Raw genomic sequence first — 24,031 nt, forward strand, 5'->3', positions numbered from 1 at the left:
GCGGCTGGATATTCACAAGGGCGCAGCAATGCGCCCTTGTCGTTTCTGACGTGCCGAAACCCGGGGAATCGTGCCGCGTATAATGCGCGCTTCCGCAATCGTCCACATCTCGCATGACCGCCAACCTCGTCCCACTGGTAATTCATTCCGCATTAATCGAATCTCTCGATCACGAAGGCCGCGGCGTCGCGCACGTTGACGGCAAGGCGATATTTGTTGAGGGGGCGTTGCCACGCGAGTTTGTCGAATACGAGCCGTCGCGCAAGAAGAAGAATTTTGAGACTGCGAAACTGACTCGCATCGTTCGCGAATCGTCGGATCGGGTATCGGCAAAATGTCGTTTTTACGAAATCTGCGGTGGCTGCGGCCAGCAGCATGCGGATTTGCAGCTGCAGGTTGCCGCCAAGCAGCGCGTGCTGGAAGACAACCTCGCGCGTATCGGCAAGGTCGAGCCCGAACGCGTGCTGCCACCCATTTATGGCGCGCCGTGGGAATACCGTCACCGCGCCCGCATGTCGGTGCATTACGTCGCCAAGAAAGGCGGCGTGCTGGTGGGCTTTCGCGAAAAGAAATCCAGTTACGTTGCCGACATGCATTCCTGTGAAGTGCTGGCCGGCGGCCTCGGCCGATTGATCGATCCGTTGCGCGAGTTGATGAGTTCGCTGGATATGCGCGAGCGTATCCCGCAAATTGAAGTGGCCGTGGGGGAGAGGGTAACCGCGCTGGTGTTGCGGCTGCTGGAGCCGCTTACGCCGTCTGACGAGGCAAAACTGCGTGCCTTTGCCGACGCCCCCGCTGTCGCATCGAATCCAGTGGTGGGTACAGGTCAAGGGGCCGGATACGGCCGTGCCTTGGTACCCACTCGATGCGCCGGAGCTGACTTATACGTTGCCGGAGTTCGGCCTGGAGATTAATTTCAGGCCGACCGAATTCACCCAGGTCAATCATCGCGTCAACCGGCTGATGGTGCAGCGGGCTATCGATCTGCTCGACCCGCAGCCAGGCGAATGCATCGCGGACTTGTTTTGTGGCCTCGGGAATTTCAGTTTGCCAATCGCTCAACGCGGCGCGAATGTCATCGGTGTTGAAGGTAGCGAGGCGCTGACTACGCGCGCCATGGAAAATGCCGCGCGCAACCAGCTTGCGCCGCGCGCGCGTTTCTTCGCGGCCGACTTGTACACCGATCAGGAAACGGCGATGAAGAAAATTCCCGCCGTGTCCAAGATGCTGATCGACCCGCCACGCGACGGCGCAATGGAAGTCTGCAAACTACTCGGGCCAACCTTGCGGCCGGAACTGACGCGCATTGTGTATGTTTCATGCAGTCCCGGCACGCTGGCACGCGACGCGGAGGTGCTGGTGCATACGCAGGGATTCAGGCTCAAAGTGGCGGGTATAGTGAATATGTTTCCGCACACGGCGCACGTGGAATCGATTGCGCTGTTTGAGAGGGAGTGAAGGCAAAAAGCGAGCGCTGTCGGGCCTCGCAGGGCAAAAATGGCTGTAAAGCCGCGCCAATGCTATAGTTTGGCAATAAAAAAGCGGCCAACCGGCCGCTTTTTTTCGACGTGAGGAAGGATCAGTCGTTACCGCCGCCAATCCCCAGCAAGGCCAGCAGATTGGTGAAGATATTGTAGATGTCGAGATAGATCGCCAGCGTCGCGCTGATGTAGTTGGTTTCGCCGCCGGTGATGATGCGGTTCACGTCATACAACAAAAGCGCGGAGAAAATGCCGACCGCCAGCACCATGATCGTCAGCATCAGCGCCGGAATCTGCAGGAAGATGTTCGCGACCGCCGCGACGATCAGCAGCAGTACACCCATCATGAGGAATTTGCCCATGTTCGACAGGTCGCGCTTGATGGTGCCGGCGAGTGTGGCCATGCCAAAGAAAATAGCCGAGGTGCCGCCGAATGCCGTCGCAATCAATGCGCCGCCGTTGCTGAAGCCGAGCGTGCGTTCAATCAGGCGCGAGAGCATCAGCCCCATGAAAAACGTGAAGCCCAGCAGAATCGCAACGCCCCATGCGCTGTTCTTGGTTTTTTCGATGGCGTAAAAGAAACCGAACGCGATCGCCATGAACAGCATGAATCCCAGGAACGGGCTGCCGGCGAAAAGCGAGAACTTCATCTGCACGCCGAGCCATGCACCGGCTACGGTCGGCACCAGCGACAGCGCCAGCAACATGTAGGTATTGCGCAACACCCGGTTTTGCGATGCGGCAAGTGTGCCGGATGCGCCGGAAGGATTGAGGATTTGAATGTCAGACATGGTGTTATCTCCTGAAACCAGTAAATACGTGGATAGGACTATAACCTAACCTTGAAAGTTCCGGCAGCCATTCGTCGCTTGCCGGGGCGGTTTCGTCCCAAGAGGAAATGCGCACCGGAGTGGTAAAATGCGCCGTTCGTGGAAGCGTGGCCGAGCGGTTTAAGGCACTGGTCTTGAAAACCAGCGATGGCGTGAGTCATCCGTGAGTTCGAATCTCACCGCTTCCGCCACCCTCCCCCCACCCTTGCGGGTCCAGCGCCGGGGGTGGGGGGGGGGGGGGGGGGGGGGGGGGGCCGTGCTGGCGTGACCATCCACCAAAGCCGGGTCGGTGCGCACCCAGCCTGCGCCTGCCCGGGGGCCCCCCCCCTTGGGGGGGCGGGGGGGGGGGGGTGTTTTTCGAAGTCGCCCAGACAAACCTCGATCCACTGCTTGGTGAGCTTTTCCTGCAGGGAATTCTGCTTGAGACGCTCGGACAGCGCCTGAAAATCGACGCAGTCAAATTCCTGATCCTGGTTGAAGCAAGAGAAGACGTACGTCACCTTGCCGGTGTGCGGATCGCGCTGCGGTTGCAGGCACTGGGCGCAGATCTCTTTCATCATGCACTGCATGGGCGAATTGATGGAGCCGATGGCGAAGTGATGCGGCTTCATGTGCGCCTTGAGTACGTCGTGGCGCGCGCGGCCCACCGCCGACATCATGCGGTCCGAACCGATGGCGATGAGGCGGTCGGCGTCTTCCATGCGAATCTCCGGCGCACCAAGCCGGCCCGACGCGTAGGCCTCCATGGCCTGCACGATATTGCCGACGAAGCTGCGGTCCTGTGGACGGCCTGGTGTGAAGCCGGGCAGTTCGTCGCAACACCAGATAATGACGTCGGCCGCGGCTTCGATGTCCGCGACCTTGTAGCGATCGATGACTTTTTTGTAGCCGGCGAAGTAGAGCACTTTCGAGCCCGCGGCGCGGAACGCCTGGCCGATGGAAAACAACACGGCGTTTCCGAGGCCACCGCCAACCAGCGCCACGGTCTCGTTGGGCGCAATGTGCGTTGGTGTGCCGGTTGGGCCCATCAGTACCACACGTTCGCCGGGTTTCAACATCGCGCACAGATCGGACGAACCGCCCATTTCCAGCACGATGGTGGAGACAAGGCCTTTCTCCGGGTCAGTCCATGCGCCGGTAAGGGCGAGACCTTCCGTCTGCAGGCGCGTGCCGCGTGTCACCGGCGAGAGCGTCTCGTAATTTTGCAGCCGGTAGAACTGCCCGGGCCGGAATTTGCGGGCCGCGAGCGGCGCCCGCACCACGACTTCGACGATGTTGGGGGTGAGGCGTTCGACGCGTTCCACGGTGGCGAGGAGATCGTCAGCAAGCCCGGCGGCGAATTCGGCGTTTGTACCTTTCCCGCTCGGAGGCCGTTTGGCCAGCACGCGCGACACCACGGGGGAACCCTGATTGGCGCTACCGAGGGCTTTCACGACGTTGCCGAAATACGAGGGATGCAGATCACCGAAGAACGACACGAAGCGACCGTCGTCGAGGCGCGAGAGCAGCACTTCGGCGTGTTCGGGTTTGCAAAGTGAGAATTCGGGCTTGACCGGCTGGCCGTTCTCATCGCAGGCCTTGAAATACTTGCCGTCCAGGCTGAAATGCTGCGGGTGTTCGCGCGCGAGTACGGTATTGGGCGATGTGCCCGCTGCGACAAATACCGTGTGAGCGGGAAGGTGATAATCGCCTGCCGGCAACCGCTCACCGCTCTCGCTCACGCGTTGCGAATTGAAATTGATGCCGCGCACCGCGCCATAGTCATCCACGTCCACCGATAGCGGCGTGAGACCTTCGGAGAAGCGGATACCTTCCTCCAACGCTTTCTCCACTTCCTCATGGTTCAGCGTGTAAGAGGGGCTGTCGACAAGGTGGCGGCGATAGGCAATGGTGGCGCCGCCCCAGCTTTGCAGCAATTCAATGATGCGCGGTTCGCGTTTCTCTTGATTGGCAAGTTCGCGTTCGGTGCGGATTGCGCGGGCATGTGCCAGGAATTCTTCGGCGATTTCTCTTTCTTCATGGCTCCACGCCTCGCGCACGGCATCCTCGCCTTTTTCCGCGGAAAGCGCTTCATAGCGTTGCAGGAATTTTTCCGCTTGAATGGGGTAATAAGCGAGCGACTCGGTCGCGGTATCGATGGCGGTGAGGCCGCCACCGATGACCACCACCGGCAGTCGCACCTGCATGTTGGCGATGGAATCGGACTTCGCGGCACCCGTGAGTTGTAACGCCATCAGGAAGTCGGAAGCGGTGCGCACGCCGCGTGCCAGGCCGTTTGGAATATCCAGCACGGTTGGCTTGCCCGCACCCATTGCTAGTGCAATGTGGTCGAAGCCCATGGCAAAGGCGTCGTCGGAGGTCAGTGTGCCGCCAAAGCGCACACCACCAAACAGCGCAAACTCTTCGCGTCGTTCAAGAAGCAAGCGAATCACCTTGAGGAAGTTCTTGTTCCAGCGGACGGTAATGCCGTACTCGGCGACACCGCCAAAACCCGCCATGACGCGATCGTCGAGGGATTCGTAGAGCGTTGTCACGTCACGCACCGGATCAAATGCGACGCGTGACCCGTCGGCGCGCACGCCGGACAGGTTTTCCGGCAGGGCCTCGATCTTGAGGCCATCGATGCCGACTACGCTGTGGCCGTCGTTCATGAGATTGTGGGAAAGCCCGAAACCCGCCGGGCCCATGCCCACGACCAGCACGCGGTAGCCGCTCGCGGCACGTGGCAGTGGCTGGCGCAGGTTGAGCGGGTTCCAGCGCGTCAGCAGGGAGTAGATTTCGAAGCCCCATGGGAGTTCGAGTACGTCCTTGAGCGTGCGTGTTTCGGCCTCGGGAATGTTGACCGGTTCCTGCTTCTGATAGATGCAGGATTTCATGCAGTCATTGCAAATACGATGTCCGGTGGCGGCGGCCATCGGGTTATCGATGGTGATGACGGCGAGCGCCGAAATCGCGTGGCCAGTTGCCTTGAGGGTATGGAATTCGGATATCTTTTCTTCCAGCGGGCATCCGGCGAGGGTTACGCCGAACGGACTTTTCTTGAACGCAGCCGTTCCATCCGTACCAGGTTTTTCTTTCAATCCCGTCGAGCAGGAGTCCTTGCCTTGTGTGTGGCACCAGATACAGTAATTGGCCTCGGCGAGCGCACCCTTGAGATCGGTGCCCTGGTCGGTCAGGGCAAAACCGTTGCGGCGGCGAATGTGCTCGGGCTTGATGGTAAATGTGGTGACACCCTCCACCTCGTGTTTCTGCGCGTGCAAAACCAGATTCTGATAATCGAGTTTGGACGGCGCTTTGAACAGCACACCCGCGTGGTTGCGTGCCCGCCCGGCCTCGGTATGCAGCGCCCAAGCGGCATAGCGCATGGCGAGGTCGATTGCGCGTTCGTTTGCTGCCTCGTCCTTGAGCCAACTTTCAACCTGCACGGCGTAGGCGAGTTCGCTGAAAGTGCATGCCAGAGCTTTCGTCAGTTCCACTTCAAGCGCGGCACCGTCGAATGCAGCAGCTACATCGGCTTTGTATTTGGCCGTTGCCTTGCGCTGCACGAATTGGCGCTTGACACGGTAAAGCGGCCCCAGTTCGTCATGTTTTCCGGTGAGTGCAAGCACTTCGTCGGCAATCCCGAAGAACTGCGAAATAAAGCGGTCCAAGTGGGGCCCTACTTCAATGATCAGGGCGGACTCGTCTTTTTTTGTGAGTGCTGCCGGGTCGCTGCGTCCGGAAGTCAAACGGTCGGCAAGTGACGCATCGGTTTCGACAAGATGGGAAAGAAAGGCGTGATCGAGCCTGGCAAGACCTTCGCGTCGGTAAAGGTCGGAAAACGTGAGACCGTAGGCAAGTGTCAGGGGCATTGGATAAGACCATCACTCGCGCGAAAGCGGGAGTCTAGGGTGGTTGCGCCGTTTGGAAAGCTTCCCGAATTCAAAAGGGGAAATTCGCTGGAATGACGGCGGTTACATTTCCAGGTTGCAGCATGCTTTCAGTTCTGTTCAAATTTTCTCGCCTGCTGAAGGAGCAACTTGGTTTCGGCAATGTTGTCATACGCCTTGGGACTTGGCGTTGCGCGAAGTACCCTGTGCATGATTTCCGTGGTATTGGAAGTCATCAGGAACCGCCCTACAGCACCTTGGACAAATACATGCCATGGGCGCATCCGTTCAGTGGCGGCCAACCGATACATGAAGTGAAATTATAAAGCATGGCAACGACGCGGTAGAATTTGCGGTGTCGTTTCGAATTGCAAACACAAGTTGTTTTCTCCTCTGAGGAGCTCCAAATGAGTACCACGCGATCACTTAGTCTCAAACCCGTCCCTGGCCTCAAACTTGGTGCGCCAGGTGGCAACCCGTGGCTGGTCAGTCGCGCCGACCCGGCTCACTCGGTGATGTCAGATTTCCATGAGCGCTCGGCCGTGGTTGTGCCTGCGGAGTCGCCGATCGATTCCGCACTGGAGCATTTGAAACACACCGGGGTGAGATCGGCATTCGTCATCAGCAACGACAAGCGGCATGTCCTCGGCATGATCACGGCCTATGATATCCAGGGGGACAAGCCGATCCGCCATTTGCAATCGGTCGACGGTAACCATCGAAGCTACTCGCGCGATGACGTCCTCGTGCAGGACATCATGGAAAAGGTCGATGAATGGCAGGTCGCGGACATGAAAGATATCGAGCGCAGCAGCATTGAAATGGTACTGAAGTTGTTCAAGGAAACAGGACGTACGCATATTGCCGTGATCGAGAATTCGGACGAACACGGCGCGCGCCTGCGGGGAATGTTTTCTGCCGCGAAGATCATGCGCCTCCTCAAGGATTGAGCAGGCAACACAATGCCATGTAATCCCGACAAGCGTGGCAACACGACCGGTTTTCTCGGGATGAGTGAGCGTTTCGTTGGACGTTTGTGTCGCGGTCGATGCGGCTTGCGCATTACCCAAGCCGCGATCGCGGTAATCTGCAAAATGGCGATCTCGTAGATCAAGCACTGGCGCGGGTCTCCGGCCATATTGGCAATGACGCCGTCGCCCCTTTCAAGGAGTATGCATGCGCCTGGTTCCCGTCATTTTGTGCGTATCAAGCGCGATTTTTTCCTGCTGTTGCCAGCTTGCGTTGGCGCAGACCATTGTTGACACGCAGGACTACAAGGTCCGTGTAACGAAAATCATTGAAGGCCTCTATCATCCGTGGGGCATCGCGTTTCTGCCTGATGGCCGGATGCTGGTAACCGAGAGGCTCGGTCAGCTGCGAATTGTTGAAAGCGGCAAACTGCTTGTCGCCCCAGTCGCGGGAATTCCAAAGGTTACGGAGCACGGACAAGGCGGACTGCTCGATATCGCGCTGCATCCAAAGTACGCCGAAAATGGCTGGATTTACTGGTCATACAATGCCACGGATGCGGCACGTATGCATGGCACCGAACTCGCGCGCGGAAAATTGGGCGGCACCAGGGAAATGCCGCGCATGATCGATGTGCAGGTGCTTTTCAGGATGCAGCCCAAATCTAGCGCCGGGCAACATTTCGGGTCGCGGATCGTATTCGATCGGCAAGGCTATCTGTATTTGACGCTCGGGGATCGCGGTGACAGCACGTCAAGGGGTGCCGCACAGCGCGCACAGCAGTTGAATGACCACGCGGGGAAAAGCATTCGCCTGCACGACGATGGCCGCGTTCCAGCCGACAATCCATTTGTGAAAACGCCGACGGCGCTTCCGGAGATTTTTTCCTGGGGCCATCGCAATATGCAAGGCGCCGCGCTGCATCCCGATACCGGCCGCGTGTGGACGCATGAGCATGGCCCGCAAGGTGGCGATGAGATCAACATTCTTTCCGCCAGCGCCAATTACGGCTGGCCGGTTATTTCCTACGGGGTCAACTATGGCATCGGCTCCAAAATAGGCGAGGGCACAGCGGGACCCGGCATGATGCAGCCGCTTTTATACTGGGTGCCGTCGATTGCGCCATCCGGCATGGCTTTCTATTCAGGCAAGAATTTCCCGAAGTGGAAAGGTAACTTGTTTGTTGGTGCGCTGGCGAAACAACTGCTGATGCGCGTGACGCTCGATGGCGAAAAGGTCGTTGCGCAGGAACGAATACTGGAAGGCAAGCTGGGGCGCATCCGTGATGTTCGCGAAGGGCCGGATGGCAATCTCTACCTGCTCACCGATTCCGCCAATGGTGAACTGATCCGCTTGGAACCCGTGAAATAGGCAGTTCCCAATTTACTCCCGCGTGTCTTCCCTGGTAACACACCACATTTAACAGTCCACTGACGCTGACCACGCCAGTCGTGATCATGGTCAGTCGAAAAAGCTTGCAGACCTGTCAGTCGCTTGCGCCTGCGTCCGCCCAGCAATTAGGCGTTTCATAAAGGCGAACACGCGTCAGAGTCAGTACATGTCCAAAGCGATCGCGGTAGGCGTCCTTCAATATACGGAACGCGACCTCCACCAGATTCTCCGCGGTAGGCACAACATCCAGCACCACCGTTTTGTGGCCGGGAATCGCCGCCAGAAAATTCACCATTACCTTATCGCCGCGATAGACGAGAAAGGCATGGTCCCAGAGATCAACCAGTTTTTCCTTCGCGATGCGCTTGATGTCGCCGAAATCCATCACCATGCCGTCATCAGCCGCCCCTTCCTCGTGAATGACGTCTGAACTCAACGTGATTTCAAGGGCATAGCGGTGGCCATGGATATTTCGGCACTGGCTTTCGTGGTTCGGCAGGCGATGACCTGCGTCAAATTCGAGTCGACGGGTGATGGCGATGGTGGCGGGCATGCGGCATTTTACTGCCTGATGTGTTTCAGGGCGCCATGCCGATGGTGTCTTGCGAGCAAATCAGGAGAGGCAGGTCATTCGCTCAGGCAGCGAATCGATGGATCCACTTTCAATACCATTGTTTGCACTCGTTTTTTCTCCAACAAGGCGCTAGAATAACAATTATTGCACCGCACAAATCCCTTGTTTCATCATCGTTGTTTTCAGAAACATAAGTCATGGCGCTAATTGTCCAGAAATACGGCGGCACCTCGATGGGGTCGCCCGAGCGTATCCGCGAGGTGGCGAAACGCATTGCTTATTATCATCAGCAAGGCCATCAGTTGATCATTGTGCCGTCGGCCATGGCCGGCGAGACCAACCGGCTGATCGCGTTGGCCAAGGAATTGCATCCCGACCCCGACGGTCGTGAGCTCGATGTCATTGCCTCCACGGGCGAGCAGGTGTCGGTTGGCCTGCTGTCGCTGGCGTTGCAGAATCTCGGCATTAAGGCGCGCAGCTATACCGGCTGGCAGGTGAAGATCCTGACCGACAGCGCCCATACCAAGGCACGCATCCTGTCGATTGAAGACAATAACGTGCGCCGCGATCTCGATGCCGGTTATGTCGCGGTGGTCGCTGGTTTTCAGGGAATCGATGAGAACGGCAACATTACCACGCTGGGTCGCGGTGGCTCGGATACGACAGGCGTGGCACTCGCTGCGGCGCTGAAGGCCGATGAATGTCAGATATTTACCGACGTCGACGGCGTTTATACGACCGATCCACGCGTGGTGCCCGAAGCGCGCAAGCTCGAAAAAATCACCTTTGAAGAAATGTTCGAGCTCGCAAGTCTTGGTTCGAAGGTACTGCAAATCCGCTCGGTGGAATTTGCCGGCAAATACAAGGTCAAGCTGCGTGTCCTGTCGTCATTCACCGCGCATGATTCGACCGACACCGGCACGCTGATTACGTACGAGGAAGACAACACCATGGAACAAGCCATCATCTCCGGTATCGCGTTTACGCGCGACGAGGCCAAACTCACTGTCACCGGCGTACCCGATCGCCCAGGTATCGCCTATTCCATTCTCGGCCCGATCGCGGATGCGAACATCGATGTCGATATGATCATCCAGAACACCTCCACCGAAGGCCTGACGGATTTTTCGTTCACCGTGCATCGCAACGATTATGTCAAGGCGATGGCGATTCTGAACGACAAAGTGAAACCCGTTATCAACGCCAAGGGCGTGACGGGCGATAACAAGAGCGCGAAGGTATCGATCGTCGGCATCGGCATGCGTTCTCACGCCGGCGTCGCGGCGAAAATGTTTGAGTGCCTGGCCAAGGAAAACATCAACATCCAGATGATCTCCACGTCCGAAATCAAGACCTCGGTCGTCGTCGATGAAAAATACATGGAACTCGCCGTGCGCGCATTGCATCAGGTGTTTGAACTCGATAAACTGCCTGCCTGATCAGGTCAGTTCAACCCTCAACAAGGCCGCGCCCAACCAGCGCGGCCTTGTCATTTTCTGGAGTCAGCCATGTTTGGTTACAGAGCGGCAATGATCGCCGCATTCGCCTTTGGAGCAATGATGAGCAACAACGTTTTTGCCGAGGAAGATCCCTATCTCTGGCTCGAAGAAGTGATGGGCGAAAAGGCCATCTCCTGGGTCAGGGACCAAAATGCCAAGTCGCAAAAGACGCTCGAAGCCTCGCCGCAATTTGCGGCAATACGCGACAAGGCGCTTGAAGTACTGAATTCGCGCGCGCGCATTCCGGCCATTGTCAAACGCGGCAATTGGTACTACAACTTCTGGCAGGATGAAAAAAATGTTCGCGGCGTCTGGCGTCGTACCACCATGGAGGAGTACCGCAAGGCCGACCCGAAGTGGGAAACCGTGCTCGATGTCGACCAACTGGCGCGCGATGAAAAAGAAAACTGGATCTGGAAGGGATCAAGCTGCCTATACCCGAAGTATGACAGCTGCCTGCTGAGTCTCTCGCGTGGCGGTGCGGATGCAGGTGTGATTCGTGAATTCGACGTGGTTGCGAAATCATTCGTCGCCGGCGGCTTTGAATTGAAAGAGGCCAAAGGAGAGGCGTCGTGGATTGATCGCAATACCTTGTTTGTCCAGACCGATTTTGGACCCGGTTCACTGACGAAGTCAGGGTATCCGCGCATCGTCAAGGAATGGAAGCGTGGCACTCCGCTGGAAATCGCCAAAACAGTGTTCGAGGGAAACGAAGCCGACATCAGTGTGAGCGGCTACCAGAGTGAACAAAAGGGCTATGTGACACGCCAGTTTGTGCGTCGCGCCGTGACATTTTTTACCGCCGAATTGTTTTTGCGCGAAGGCGCAAAGCTGACCAAGCTGGACATCCCGGTTGATGCACAGGCCAGCTATGCGCAGGACACGCTGTGGGTGCGCCTTAAGTCCGCCTGGCCAATTGGCGGCAAGACTTATTCACAGGGCTCGCTGATCGCGATGAATTTCGAGCGCTTCATGAAGGGTGAGCGTAACTTCGAGGTGCTGTTCGAGCCGACCAATCGCAAATCATTGGCCGGGTGGGCGCTGACAAAGAGCCAGCTCATCCTCAATGAACTGGACAATGTCCAAAATAGCGTGTGGGAACACAGTCGCGTCAACGGAAAATGGGTGCGGCAATCCAATGTCAAGCTGAGCGGCACGATGAGCATATCGGCGATCGACGCCGATGAATCGGATGATTATTTTGTCACCGGTACCGGGTATCTGACGCCATCCGCCCTCTGGCTGCGCACCGCCGGAACATCCGGCAACGCAAATGGCGCGCAAAAACTGAAGTCGCTACCGGCATTTTTTGATGCGGCACCGTACAAGGTTGAGCAATTTGAAGTCTCGTCGAAAGATGGCGAGCGTATTCCCTACTTTATGGTGATGAACAATAACACCCAGTTCAATGGCCGCAATCCCACGCTGCTCTACGGCTACGGCGGTTTTGAAGTCTCGCAAGTCCCCGCGTATTCCGCCACCGTCGGCAATGCCTGGCTGAACAACGGCGGCGTTTACGTGGTGGCCAATATCCGCGGCGGCGGCGAATTCGGTCCGCGTTGGCATCAGGCCGGCCTCAAGGCCAATCGGCAAAAAGTGTTCGACGATTTCATTGCCGTCGCGGAAGACCTGATTGCGAAAAAAGTCACCGCGCCGCGGCATTTGGCGATCTACGGCGGCAGCAACGGCGGCCTGCTGGTGGGCGCGGTGGCGACCCAACGTCCCGAACTGTTCCGCGCGGTCATTTGCACGGTGCCGCTACTCGATATGAAGCGCTATCACAAACTGCTGGCCGGCGCATCCTGGGTGGCCGAGTATGGCAATCCGGATGATCCAAAGGAATGGGAGTTCATCTCCAAGTACTCGCCCTACCAGAACGTGAAGGCCGGCGTGAAGTATCCGAAGTTCCTGTTTGTGACTTCCACCCGCGATGACCGCGTGCACCCGGGCCATGCGCGCAAGATGGTGGCGCGCATGATGGAGCAGGGCCACGACGTGATGTACTACGAGAACATCGAAGGTGGTCATGCGGTGTCGGCGAACAATCAGCAGCTCGCCTATCGCACCGCCTTGCAGTATTCATTCCTGTTGAATGAATTGAAGTAACTGATTTGTTTTTGACGGCTGACGGGCGGAAACGGTACAATCCGCCTTCGTTGAATACCGGAGACCTGGCCGAGTGGTCGAAGGCACTCCCCTGCTAAGGGAGCATGCGGTCAAAAACTGCATCGAGGGTTCGAATCCCTCGGTCTCCGCCAAAATGAACGTCCCATTTTCCTGGGATTTGTTCATGAAATCAGCGTGATAGTGGTATGTAATTCGCTGATGCGTTATAATTATTTTGTTGCGCCCGTAGCTCAGTTGGATAGAGTACTTGGCTACGAACCAAGGGGTCGTGGGTTCGAATCCTGCCGGGCGCGCCAGTTTCAAGAAATGCCACCTTTGGGTGGCATTTCCATTTCATGCGCCCGGGGCGAGCCAACAATTTGGCTCGCGTCAGGATTCGAAAGGCGTCGGCGATGCTCGGAGCGAAGCGACGAGCCGCCGCGCCGTGGGGTGAGAACGGGAATTCGGCGAATAAAAAGTTTCATTCGCCGCCGTTCGAACCGGATCGGCTATGCACGATCCGCGTCAGGGACGTGATCGAATCCTGCCGGGCGCGCCAGTTTTATCAAGGGCTTACAGAAATGTAGGCCCTTTTCAATTGGTGCAACTGTAGCTGAATCGTCGCCGCTTCCTTTCTTTCAGCCAACTTGATATAGGACAGGCGGTCCACGTAGCCGACCCGGTACTCAGTGGACAGGTGAGCATACTTGCGCACCATCTCCTCCGACTCCCAAGCCTGCTGCCACGTATGTCTAACTATTTTCAGCGCGGGGTGTCTATGTGCCGCCTAATCGCGAAAAGCATGCAGTGTTTCAAACTTGCCGGTGATGAGTCTGCCGGCATTGGCCCGTTTTCCACGAAAACGTTCCATCTCATCACCCTTGATTTCAACTGATGCAGGTTTCCCCGTCCTGGTCTTGCCCACAAGCGCCAACTTGTCCCGGGCAGGCGTAATGTCGAGTATGGTGTCGCCTTCGTGCAGGCCCACAATCACAACTCCCTTCCCGCCGCCCAGTTCCTTGATCTCCGCCGTTGGCACGATCAGCATGCGATTCCGGGACGCCAGTACGGCGATGGCGGTGGTTGACTCGTCCAGGACGAGCAGTGCCAGCATCGATGCGCCGTCCCCGACCGTTGCGAATGCCTTGCCGGCTTTCTGCCGCGTGAGCATTTCCTCGACCGGCGCGATGAAGCCGTAGCCGTCGCTCTTGCAGACGAATGCCTTGGTACCGGGCTTCACGCAAATCATCGACACAATCTTCCCGCCGGCCAGATCGAGCAGTGAGGCCACCGGTGTGCCATCGCCCTTGCCGCTCGGCAGGTCCGACGTGCGCAGGTTGTAGGCGCGGCCGTTGGCGTCCACCACGATGACCGGCCAGACGGTGCGGGTCCGCGCGATCGCCAGTGGCCCGTCGCCATCCTTCCAGGTCAGCGCGGACTCTTCGGCGTCGTGCCCGGTTCGCAGGCGGATGAACCCATTGCGGGACAGGATCACGGTAACCGGTTCATCGGCGACGGTCTCAATCTTCGATGCGGTGATTTTCTCGGCCGCTTCCAGGAGCGTGCGGCGATCGTCGCCGAATTGCTTTGCATCCTTGTCAATTTCGTCCGCGACAAACTTCCGAAAATCCGGCTCGTTTGACAGCAGGTGATTAATCTCGGCGCCTTCTTCGCGCAGCTTGGCAATTTCCTGTTCAATCTTGATGCCTTCAAGCCGGGCAAGCTGGCGCAGGCGAATTTCCAGAATATCCTCGGCCTGAATTTCGGACAATTTGAACTTGGCCATCAACGCCGCCTTCGGGTCGTCGGCCTCGCGAATGACCTTGATGATCTTCTCAATGGAAAGAAAAGCGATCATGCGGCCGTCGAGGATGTGCAGGCGGCGCGTGACGTCGTCCAGGCGGTATTCCAACCGGCGGGTGACCGTATCGAGCCGGAATCGCGTCCATTCGCGCAGCAGGGTGCCAAAGGAGGCTTGCTTGGGTTTGCCGTCGAGGCCAATCGACACCAGGTTGATCGACGAATTTTCCTCGAGGCTGGTGTTGGCGAACAGCAGTGCCGTCAGTTCCTCGGGCGTCACGTTGCGGGTCGTCGGCTCGATGATGATGCGAACCGGGTGGTCCTGGTCGGAATCGTCCCGCATGGTATCCAGCAGGGCGGCAAACGCGTTCTTGACGCGGCTCTGATCGGGCGAGAGGGCTTTCTTGCCGGCCTTGATCTTCGGGTTGAGGCATTCCTCGATTTCCGTGAGCACCTGTGCCGTGCTGGTATTGGGCGGCAGTTCCGTGACGATGATGCGCCACTGTCCCCGGGCCAGCGGCTCGACCGACCAGCGCGCCCGCACGCGGATCGTTCCGCGACCCGTGAAGTACGCATTCTGGATCTCGGCGGCGGTGGAAATAATCTGGCCGCCGCCGGGGAAGTCGGGGCCTGGCACGAATTTCGCAATCTCTTCGTCCGTCACCGCGGTCGCGCCAGCCTTGATAATCTTGCGGCAGGCCGCCGCGACTTCACGCAAATTGTGCGGTGGGATATTCGTGGCCATGCCTACGGCAATGCCCATGGCGCCGTTTAGCAGCAGCACAGGAAGGCGCGCCGGCAGCGTGCCGGGTTCCTTCATCGTGTTGTCGTAGTTCGGAACGAAATCGATCGTCCCCTTGTCCAGCTCCGCCAGCAAGATCTGCTCGGCGAACTTGGTGAGACGAACTTCTGTGTAGCGCTGCGCGGCGGGCGAATCGCCATCGCGTGAGCCGAAATTGCCTTGCCCATCGATCAGCGGGTAGCGGAGCGAGAAGTTCTGCGCCATGCGGACTGCGGCGTCATACACCGAGGCATCACCGTGCGGGTGGTACTTGCCAATGACATCGCCGACGATGCGGGCCGACTTCTTGTGGGGGTTGTCATGACGGTTGTTGAGTTCGTGCATGGCGAACATGATGCGGCGCTGCACCGGCTTCAATCCATCATCGACTTGCGGTAGCGCGCGGCCGCGAACGACCGACATTGCATAATCGAGATACGCGCGTTCGCAGTGGATGTGAGCGTATTCCGTCAGCCCGTCGCCGCCAGGCGGGGGCAGGCTGAAGGACAGTTGTCCGGCGGGGGTTTGGTGGGTGCTTGTCATCAATCAGTCCTCAAATATCCAGATCGGCTTTATCGCCTTCGCGTTCCAGCCAGGCGCGGCGGGCTGCGGCCTCGCCCTTTGCCATCAGCAGGGTCAGCATCTTGTTGGTTTCGCCGATGCTGTCATCGGTCACTATGATCTGCAGCAGGCGGCGGGTTTCGACCATCATCGTGGTCTCTTTCAATTGATCGGGATTCATCTCGCCAAGCCCCTTGAAACGACTGGTCGCGATCGACTCTTTCCTCACGCCCTCCTTGTCCAATTGGGCGAGCATGGCATCACGTTCTTCGGCATCGAGCGCAAACAGGCGGCGCTCAGGGCGGCCTTTGCCTTGCGAGGCAACCTTGATCGCAAACAGGGGCGGGCGCGCGATGTAGAGCCGGCCGGCTTCGACAATCTTTGGGAAGTGGGTGAAGAACAGCGTGACGAAGAGCGTTTGTATGTGGGCGCCATCCACGTCCGCGTCGCTCATGATGATGATCTTGCCGTATCGCAATCCATCAAGAACCGAATCGCGCGCATCGCGACCATGCGGGTCAACACCGATGGCGACGGCGACGTCGTGGACTTCGACATTGCTAAACAGCTCGCCGCGGGCGACTTCCCAGGTGTTGAGGATTTTTCCCTTCGCCGGAAGCACCGCCTGGAACTCGCGATCGCGCGCCTGCTTTGCCGAGCCACCGGCCGAATCGCCTTCGACGATGAAGAGTTCATTGCGGCCGATATCGCGTTCGTTGCAATCGGTCAGCTTGCCGGGAAGCGTTGCCGCGCCGGAACCTTTGCGCTTCTCGACCGACTTCGACGACTTGCTGCGGGCCAGCGCGGTCTTGACCACCAGTTCGGCGATCTTCTTGCCGTCTTCGACATTGGTGTTCAGCCAGACGTCCAGTGGGTCCTTCACGCGCGAGCTGATGAGCCGCATCGTGTCGCGGCTGGTCAGCGTGTCCTTGGTCTGGCCCTGGAACTGGGTCGCCAGCACTTTGGCCGACAGCACATAGCGGCAATTGCGCCAGACGTCGTCGGCCTGCAAGGTAATGTTTCGCGGCAGCAGTCCGTGGTGCACACAGAAATCCTTGATCGCCTCATAGAGCGCCGCGCGCAGGCCCGCCACATGGGTGCCGCCGTTCGCGGTGGGGATGAGGTTCACGAACGAGAGGCCGCCGTTAATTGAATCCGCCCACGCCACCGCCCACGAGGCGCCTTCTCCCTCGGCAAAACCGTTGTCCTCGCCCGTCACGTAGCGCTCGCCGGAGAAGATCGGGCTCACATAACCTTCAGCGGGCAATTCCTCGGCAAGGAAAGATTTGAGTCCGTCCGCATAGCACCACTCCTGCGTGGTCCCGGAAGCTTCATCCGTAAAGCTCACCTTCACGTTGGGCAGGAGTACCGCCTTCGCCTTCAGGATCTGTGTGAATTCGGCGTGCTTGATCTTGGGTGAATCGAAGAACTGGGGATCGGGCCAGGCACGCACCGCGGTCCCGGTCTCGTTCGCCGGAATGCTGCCGAGTTTTTGCAGCTTGTCCTTCACATGTCCGGCTTCAAACGCAATCTTGTACCTTGCGCGCTCACGCCTGACTTCAACTTCGAGGCGGGTCGACAGCGCGTTGGTCACGCTCACCCCGACCCCGTGCAAGCCGCCGGAAAAACCGTAGGCGCTGCCGCCGCCCAACGTCTTCGCGAATTTTCCGCCCGCATGCAATTTGCAAAATACCAGCTCCACGGTGGGGACTTTTTTCTCCGGATGCAGGCCCACCGGGATGCCGCGGCCGTTGTCAACGACGGAGAATGAGCCATCGGTGTGCGCGATCACGCTGATCCGCGTCGCAAAGCCGCCAAGCGCTTCGTCGCACGCATTGTCGACCACCTCCACGATGATGTGCGCGGGATCGATGGTGCGCGTGTACATGCCGGGGAGCTTTCGCACCGGCTCCAATCCTTCCAAAACCTGGATGGATGATTCGTTGTAAATGGACGGCTTGGATGACACGTGCTTCCTTTCTGATGGGCGCGCCGGCGACCCAATCCTCGTGAAGCAAGGTTTGGTGGTTCCGCTGGCAGGGAGTGGGGGAGCCGCAGGCAAGGGCGCTAGTTTAAGCGCCTTTGAGGGGAAGTTATTGGGGCAACATTTGGGACGATGGGCGGGTTGAAAGCACTGTGAATTATTCGGTGCACTAAGCTCGAATTTGCGGATGGATGTCTAAGAAAGTTTTTGGTTTAACTTATCTGGATGAGTTGCTAATTCTGGATGACTTTTTGGCCGTTGGTGGCAAAGGGACACGGCGCAGCACAGTTGGTATTGGGTAAATGAATGGCGTTGCGTAGATCAAGAGAATTAGCAAGTCACGCGTGGTTGGAAACCTAAGAACCACCTCACACTGCTTATTCAAGTGAGGGCTGTTCATCTATATAATGAGCGGGTTATCGGAAGAAAGTCTCTGTACGATTGTACCGATATTGCCAATTCGTAATTCGTGTCTGATAGGCAAAAATGAAGCTCGCTTATGTTCTAGCTCTAATTCTGGCCTTTGTGCCACCACTCGCCGTGGCTCGCTCCAGCCGTTGCGAGGAGGGAGTCAATGCCGCCGTCTCGGAAAAACACGCCGAAGCGATATCCATCCTTTCCGAGTGCTTGGAAAAGCGACCATCCGAGTCAGCGCGTGCGAGGTTACTTGAATTTCGTGCTCAGGCTTATATGAAACTCAATATGGCTGCGCAGGCACTTGATGATCAGAAGTTGTCCGTTTCAATTGAGAGATCGAGGAATAGTTGGTGGGTTGATACGAAACCCGACGAGGTGCCACAGGCACCTGATGATCAGAAGTTGACCATAATTAAGATACCTAAAAGAGATGTTTGGTCGCTTATCAGACTCGCGTCCTATCATAGAGAGCTAAAGCAATACGACGAAGCGCTTGCAGTTCTAAAAGAGGCCGAGAAGTACGTCGGAGATGGCCCCCATTCTGGCCTGCATGTCGCATTTTACGTGGGGCGCACTTTGTACGAAATGGGCAGATACGCGGAAGCCGTGGATGCGTTCACCCTAGGATTGGCGAAGCAACCAACATATACCTATGCTATCTATAATCGAGGGATTTCTTTTCAGGCCCTTGGTAACGCGGAGCAAGCTAAACGCGACTTTCTCAGGCTCGCAGAATTGGCTCCAGCCGAGGATTACATATCGGAGATTGTTGAGAAACTTAAAGAATTCAAAATCGACCTCAAATTGATGAAAAAAAGTGACGACACCAGCGCCGGAACGCGGGGCCTAGCAAAGTAACTTCACACCTTTTCAACAAAACCCACCGCCGCTGATCCCCGCAGTTTTCCTCCACCAAATCCCGCAGAACGCCATTCCGCGCGCCTTCCCAGCCTAAAACCTGCCAGAATCCGCGCCAGCGCTTGAGTTTCACAATTGAAATCGCGGCTCGGATGGCGCCCTCGACACGAATCGAACGTGTGACCCTCCCCTTAGGAGGGGGATGCTCTATCCACTGAGCTACGAGGGCGTGGGCGGTTTCGCCAGAGCAAGGAACGCGTGGATTTTACGCGTAAAATTCGCCCATGCCTAACTCCTCCCGGAGCGATGACGCGGGCAAGTCCGCCGCGTCGGATTCGCCGTCACCAAAGTCCGCTCATCGGGCATCCCACGCCGACCGGCTTCCGCTCAGTATCTACGTCATCGGCATGGTCAGCATGTTGAACGACATGGCCACGGAAATGGTGACGCCGTTGATTCCCATCCTGCTCGCGACCGTGTTGTCGAGCGGCGCGGTGGTATTGGGCCTGGTGGAGGGCCTGGCGAACGCCGTCGCGTGCCTGATCCAGATATGGGCGGGCCGATTTTCCGATGCCAGCGGCGGGCGGCGCAAGCCGCTGGCTGTGTCGGGGTATCTCATTTCAAACGTCATGCGGCCGTTGCTGGGGTTCGCGACGGTGTGGTGGCACGTCGTTATCATTCGCGCGCTCGATCGTGTCGGCAAGGGCGTGCGCAACGCGCCGCGCGACGCATTGATCGTCGACCTGTCACCGCCGAAGCAACGCGCCAAGGCCTTCGGCATTCACCGCGCGTTCGACAATCTGGGGGCGGTCGGCGGTGCGCTGCTCGGCGCGCTGATCATTGTTTTCTATTCCTCCAATCTCAAGGACGTGTTGCTGATTTCGGCGGTGCCGGGATTGTTGTGCGTGGCCTTGCTCGCGTTCGGTGTGCGCGAGCCGCTGAAAAAAATGGCGAGCGTTCCCATGCAATTCACGCTGCGATGGCACGATGTGCCGCAACACGCACGCGGCTATTTGCTGACCGTCATGCTGTTCACGTTTGCGCGCACGGCGGAGCTGTTCATCATCCTGCGCGCGCACGAACTGGGCGCATCCACGGTCCACGCGTTGCTGTTGTGGGCGGCGCTCAATTTCGTGAAAATTTTCGCCAACTACGCGGCGGGCGTGTGGGCGGATCGCCACGGGCGATTCTCGTTGCTGGTGCCCGGCTGGTTGCTGCACAGCGTCGCGATGCTCGCGTTCTGTTTTGTGTCGAGCATTCCCACGCTTTGGATGGCCGCGCTGTTTTTCGGCGTGGCGATGTCGGTGAGCGAAGGTGTCGAGCGCGCGGTCATCGGCGATTTCGCCGATCCGAAAGCGCGCGGAACGTTGTTCGGTTGGTACTATGCGCTGGTGGGCATTGCGTCGATCCCGGCCGGCCTGCTGCTCGGCGGGTTGTGGCAATCGTTCGGCGCGTCGGTCGCGTATGCGTTTGCCGCGGTCGCGGGATTTGTGGCCGCCGGCCTGTTGCATTTCAAGGTGGCGCCGGCGCTGGCCAAATCATCGTTCGCCGTTAAGCACAAGTAACCAACGCGCGAATTTTCGACCTATCGCCGAAATGGTGATCCAACTTTTACTGAATTCGTCATAAGTCTTCCATGCCCATCCTGCAACTGAAAAATATTTCCCTCGCCTTTGGCGATGTCGCGCTACTCGATCACGTCGAATTCACCATTGAACCCGGTGAACGCATCGCACTCATCGGACGTAACGGCGCGGGCAAATCCAGCCTTCTGAAAATCCTCGCCGGTGAAGCGGTGGCGGACGACGGCATCATTTCCAAGTCGCCCGGCCTCAACGTGGCGATGGTGTTGCAGGAGCCGGATTTCGATGTTTCGCTGACAGTATTCGACGCGGTGGCCAGCGGCCTCGGCGAAGTGGCGAGCGACCTGATCGCCTATCACGAGGCGACTCATCGCGCTACCGAAGGCGACGAGGAGGCGCTGCATCAGATGTCCGATTTGCAATCGCGCCTGGAAGCGAACAACGGCTGGCAATTGAACAATCGCGTCTCGCAGGCGTTGTCGCGCCTCAGCATGGATGAAGACACGCTCATCGGCGCGCTGTCGGGCGGGATGAAAAAGCGCGTGGCGCTGGCGCGCGCGCTGGTCGCGAACGCCGATCTGCTGTTGCTCGATGAGCCGACAAATCACCTGGACATTGAAGGCATCGCGTGGCTGGAAGAAGCCGTGAAATCGTTCGCCGGGGCAGTGCTGGTCGTCAGCCATGACCGGCGCTTTCTGGACAACATCGCGACGCGGATCGTCGAGCTGGATCGCGGGCAGATCGTCAGCTATCCGGGTTCATTCGCGGAGTATCAACGCCGCAAGGCGGAAGCGTTGAACGCGGAATCGCTGGAGACCGCGCGTTTCGACAAACTGCTGAAGGAAGAGGAAATCTGGATTCGCAAGGGCGTCGAGGCGCGTCGCACGCGCAACGAAGGGCGGGTACGGCGCCTGGAGCAGCTTCGTCGCGAACGCGCCGCGCGGCGCGAACGTGTCGGCAAGGTAAATTTCTCGCTCGATTCGGGCGAGCGCTCCGGCAAGCGTGTGGCGGATCTTGAAGACGTTAGCAAGTCGTTCGGCGACAAGGTGGTGATTCGCAATTTCACCGGCGTGGTGCAACGCGGTGATCGCATCGGTTTCATCGGCCCGAATGGCGCCGGCAAATCGACACTGCTGAAAATCATTCTTGGCGATCTGCAACCCGACAGCGGCACCGTCAAACGCGGCACGCAACTCGAGATTGCCTACTTCGACCAGTTTCGCGAAGCGCTCGACGATGAATCGATGCTCTCGGATGTCATCAGCCCCGGTTCCGAGTTTGTGGAAGTGGGCGGGACGCGCAAGCACATCATCAGTTACCTCGGCGATTTCCTTTTTCCGCCGCAGCGCGCGCGTGCCAAGGTGAAATCGCTATCGGGCGGCGAACGCAACCGGCTGCTGCTGGCGCGCCTGTTCGCCAAGCCCGCCAACCTGCTGGTGCTCGATGAGCCGACCAACGATCTCGATATTGAAACGCTGGAATTGCTGGAAAACCTGCTGCAGGATTTTCCGGGCACCATTTTGCTCGTGAGTCATGACCGGACTTTTTTGAACAACGTCGCCACGCAGGTATTTGCCTTCGAAGGCAATGGCCAGGTGCGTGAATATGCGGGCGGCTATGACGATTGGTTGATGCAGCGCGGTTCGGCTGAAGGTCGGTCCGACGAAGCGCCCAAGGCGGAAGCCGCCAGCGCGCGCGGCAACCCCCGCAAGGCAAAACTCAGCTTCAATGAAGTTCGCGAATTGGAATCGCTCCCCGCAAAAATAGAAGCGCTGGAAACGGAGCAGGGCGATATTCAACGGCGGCTCGCCGATCCATCGCTGTATGCGACGGCGCCGAAAGAGGTGAAGGCGCTGACGACGCGGCAGGAGGCTATTGGCGTCGAACTGGGAGCCGCGATGGCCCGATGGGAAGCGCTGGAATTGAAAAAGGCCGGCAGGGAAAATTCGGGGCGCTGATGGACAAAGTCTAGTACTGGCGCGGCGCATCAGGCAATTGTGGCTGGGAATGCTCGCCAATGCTAGGGTTTTAAGAATTGGCTGGTGATTCGCGAAAAGAAAAGAGCCCCGCCGAGCGGGGCTCTTTTCTGACTTCTGAACTGGCGGAGAGGGAGGGATTCGAACCCTCGATACGGCATAACCGTATGCCGGATTTCGAGTCCGGTGCAATCGACCACTCTACCACCTCTCCGATTTCGGTCGAAACGAAGGCGCGATTATAGCGGTTCGGGGAGCAATTTGGGATGGAGCGTGCAAAACCCGCGGGATTTGCCTGGTATGTGACATTGCAGTGGCAGATATTGCGATTGCGAGCGTATCAAATATTCACAATGGCTATGGCGTTCAGGAAGTAGTATTCGGGCGAGGAGCATCGATATGCTCGTTTTTTGTCGCCACTGTGGGTTGAATCGTTGTATGGCGTGGACAAATCTCCTGTTTGTTGAGAAAAATGTAGAATATCGGGGAACTTCTCAGAATTGTTACATAAGGTTATGATTTTATTAGTAGTTAAAGTGGCAAAAGGTTAAGTTTTAGTTTGGTTTCAAAGGCGGTCGATGCGCAGCGAATGGAGGGCTGAAATTCGCGCGAGTATTTGTTTGTCCGGATGTTTGTCCGGACAATTCACAGGTGAATTGAGCAGAGATTGAATAATTTCAGAACTTGGTCATCGGTGCTGTCGATTGCGTGCGTGCTTACGTGCATGACGATGTGCGACTACGTGTGCGCTGGCACACGCCCAGCGACCGTTCGCGCCCGGGAAGACGGCGGATTCGCGCGAATTGCCGCAGAGTGCCGATCCGCTTGAGGTCAAGCTGGTGCGTAACAAAATTGTTCTGGTGGATGGCAAGGAAGCAGCGCAGAGCGCAACCATCGCGCGCCCAGGCGAAATCCTTGAGGAAATCGCGACCTACACCAACAAATCGAAGTCGCCGATCAGGAAGCTGGAAGCAACATTGCCTATACCCCCAAACACGGAATTGCTGGTTGCATCAATCAAGCCCGGCAATGCCAAGGCCAGCGTTGATGGCCGGCAGTTTTTCGCATTGCCATTGAAACGCAAAATGAAGCAGGAAAATGGGGAAAAGGGCGTCGAGATCGAACAGCTGATACCGCTGGGAGAATACAAGTACTTGCGCTGGTATCCGGGTGAGCTTGGCGGAGAAAAGTCGGTGGTGTTTTCGGCCAGGTTCAAGGTTTCGAATGGCGGCACGCCGGCGGTAACGCCGGACAGGAAATAGCAAGCGACAGATTCGGTAGTTGGCAACTTGCCTGATCGGAATGGCGGCATTGGATTGATCCATTTGAGCAGCATCAAGCGGCAATAAAT

At 57.9% G+C, this 24,031-nt stretch carries 12 protein-coding genes, 5 tRNA genes and 2 pseudogenes; 12 read left to right on the forward strand and 7 right to left on the reverse strand.

What is annotated here, in order from left to right; translation table 11 throughout:
* Nucleotides 1–140: 140 nt before the first annotated feature.
* Nucleotides 141–1,458 (forward strand): annotated as a pseudogene (gene rlmD, locus IPP88_23740) (23S rRNA (uracil(1939)-C(5))-methyltransferase RlmD).
* Nucleotides 1,459–1,579: 121 nt separating this feature from the next.
* Here rlmD and IPP88_23745 read toward each other — a convergent pair.
* Nucleotides 1,580–2,272: a Bax inhibitor-1 family protein gene (locus tag IPP88_23745; protein MBL0125547.1), complete on the reverse strand. Its 693-nt coding sequence runs from the start codon at nt 2,270–2,272 to the stop codon at nt 1,580–1,582.
* Between the two features lie 140 nt (nt 2,273–2,412).
* Between IPP88_23745 and IPP88_23750 the strand changes: the two genes are divergently transcribed.
* Nucleotides 2,413–2,502: transfer RNA gene (locus IPP88_23750), tRNA-Ser, on the forward strand.
* Between the two features lie 177 nt (nt 2,503–2,679).
* Here IPP88_23750 and IPP88_23755 read toward each other — a convergent pair.
* Nucleotides 2,680–6,162, reverse strand: a pseudogene (locus tag IPP88_23755) (FAD-dependent oxidoreductase).
* Between the two features lie 425 nt (nt 6,163–6,587).
* Between IPP88_23755 and IPP88_23760 the strand changes: the two are divergent.
* Together IPP88_23760 and IPP88_23765 are read left to right on the forward strand one after the other, a co-directional pair.
* Nucleotides 6,588–7,130 carry a CBS domain-containing protein gene (locus IPP88_23760; protein ID MBL0125548.1) on the forward strand — a complete coding sequence of 181 codons (543 nt, stop codon included), beginning with the start codon at nt 6,588–6,590 and terminating at the stop codon, nt 7,128–7,130.
* A gap of 226 nt (nt 7,131–7,356) precedes the next feature.
* On the forward strand, nt 7,357–8,520 hold the full coding sequence (locus IPP88_23765) for a PQQ-dependent sugar dehydrogenase (GenBank protein ID MBL0125549.1): 1,164 nt from the start codon (nt 7,357–7,359) through the stop codon (nt 8,518–8,520).
* Between the two features lie 115 nt (nt 8,521–8,635).
* Here the strand turns inward: IPP88_23765 and queD are convergent, their stop codons facing one another.
* Nucleotides 8,636–9,094, reverse strand: a complete 459-nt coding sequence (gene queD, locus IPP88_23770) for a 6-carboxytetrahydropterin synthase QueD (GenBank protein ID MBL0125550.1) — start codon at nt 9,092–9,094, stop codon at nt 8,636–8,638.
* 218 nt (nt 9,095–9,312) lie between these two features.
* Here queD and IPP88_23775 point away from each other — a divergent pair, with 218 nt between their 5' ends.
* The 4 genes from IPP88_23775 (at nt 9,313) to IPP88_23790 (ending at nt 13,037) form a co-directional block, all read left to right on the forward strand.
* The gene (locus IPP88_23775) at nt 9,313–10,554 is read left to right on the forward strand and encodes an aspartate kinase (protein MBL0125551.1); all 1,242 of its coding nucleotides are present in this window, start codon (nt 9,313–9,315) and stop codon (nt 10,552–10,554) included.
* Nucleotides 10,555–10,644: 90 nt separating this feature from the next.
* Nucleotides 10,645–12,720: a S9 family peptidase gene (locus IPP88_23780; GenBank protein MBL0125552.1), complete on the forward strand. Its 2,076-nt coding sequence runs from the start codon at nt 10,645–10,647 to the stop codon at nt 12,718–12,720.
* A gap of 59 nt (nt 12,721–12,779) precedes the next feature.
* Nucleotides 12,780–12,872 (forward strand) — tRNA-Ser (locus tag IPP88_23785).
* An 88-nt stretch (nt 12,873–12,960) separates the two neighbouring features.
* Nucleotides 12,961–13,037, forward strand: a tRNA-Arg gene (locus IPP88_23790).
* A gap of 470 nt (nt 13,038–13,507) precedes the next feature.
* Here IPP88_23790 and parC read toward each other — a convergent pair.
* The gene (gene parC, locus IPP88_23795; GenBank protein ID MBL0125553.1) at nt 13,508–15,844 is read right to left on the reverse strand and encodes a DNA topoisomerase IV subunit A; all 2,337 of its coding nucleotides are present in this window, start codon (nt 15,842–15,844) and stop codon (nt 13,508–13,510) included.
* Between the two features lie 10 nt (nt 15,845–15,854).
* Nucleotides 15,855–17,750 carry a type IIA DNA topoisomerase subunit B gene (locus IPP88_23800; protein ID MBL0125554.1) on the reverse strand — a complete coding sequence of 632 codons (1,896 nt, stop codon included), beginning with the start codon at nt 17,748–17,750 and terminating at the stop codon, nt 15,855–15,857.
* Between the two features lie 582 nt (nt 17,751–18,332).
* Between IPP88_23800 and IPP88_23805 the strand changes: the two genes are divergently transcribed.
* Nucleotides 18,333–19,121: a tetratricopeptide repeat protein gene (locus tag IPP88_23805; GenBank protein MBL0125555.1), complete on the forward strand. Its 789-nt coding sequence runs from the start codon at nt 18,333–18,335 to the stop codon at nt 19,119–19,121.
* Nucleotides 19,122–19,274: 153 nt separating this feature from the next.
* On the opposite strand, the gene IPP88_23810 is transcribed toward IPP88_23805, so the two are convergent.
* Nucleotides 19,275–19,350, reverse strand: a tRNA-Arg gene (locus IPP88_23810).
* A gap of 55 nt (nt 19,351–19,405) precedes the next feature.
* Between IPP88_23810 and IPP88_23815 the strand changes: the two genes are divergently transcribed.
* Both IPP88_23815 and IPP88_23820 read left to right on the forward strand, forming a co-directional pair.
* On the forward strand, nt 19,406–20,686 hold the full coding sequence (locus IPP88_23815; GenBank protein ID MBL0125556.1) for an MFS transporter: 1,281 nt from the start codon (nt 19,406–19,408) through the stop codon (nt 20,684–20,686).
* 71 nt (nt 20,687–20,757) lie between these two features.
* Nucleotides 20,758–22,662 carry an ATP-binding cassette domain-containing protein gene (locus IPP88_23820; protein ID MBL0125557.1) on the forward strand — a complete coding sequence of 635 codons (1,905 nt, stop codon included), beginning with the start codon at nt 20,758–20,760 and terminating at the stop codon, nt 22,660–22,662.
* Nucleotides 22,663–22,803: 141 nt separating this feature from the next.
* On the opposite strand, the gene IPP88_23825 is transcribed toward IPP88_23820, so the two are convergent.
* Nucleotides 22,804–22,894, reverse strand: a tRNA-Ser gene (locus IPP88_23825).
* 589 nt (nt 22,895–23,483) lie between these two features.
* Between IPP88_23825 and IPP88_23830 the strand changes: the two genes are divergently transcribed.
* Nucleotides 23,484–23,942: a hypothetical protein gene (locus IPP88_23830; protein MBL0125558.1), complete on the forward strand. Its 459-nt coding sequence runs from the start codon at nt 23,484–23,486 to the stop codon at nt 23,940–23,942.
* Nucleotides 23,943–24,031 lie beyond the last annotated feature (89 nt).

The organism is Betaproteobacteria bacterium (assembly GCA_016720925.1).
GTDB lineage: Bacteria > Pseudomonadota > Gammaproteobacteria > Burkholderiales > Usitatibacteraceae > UKL13-2.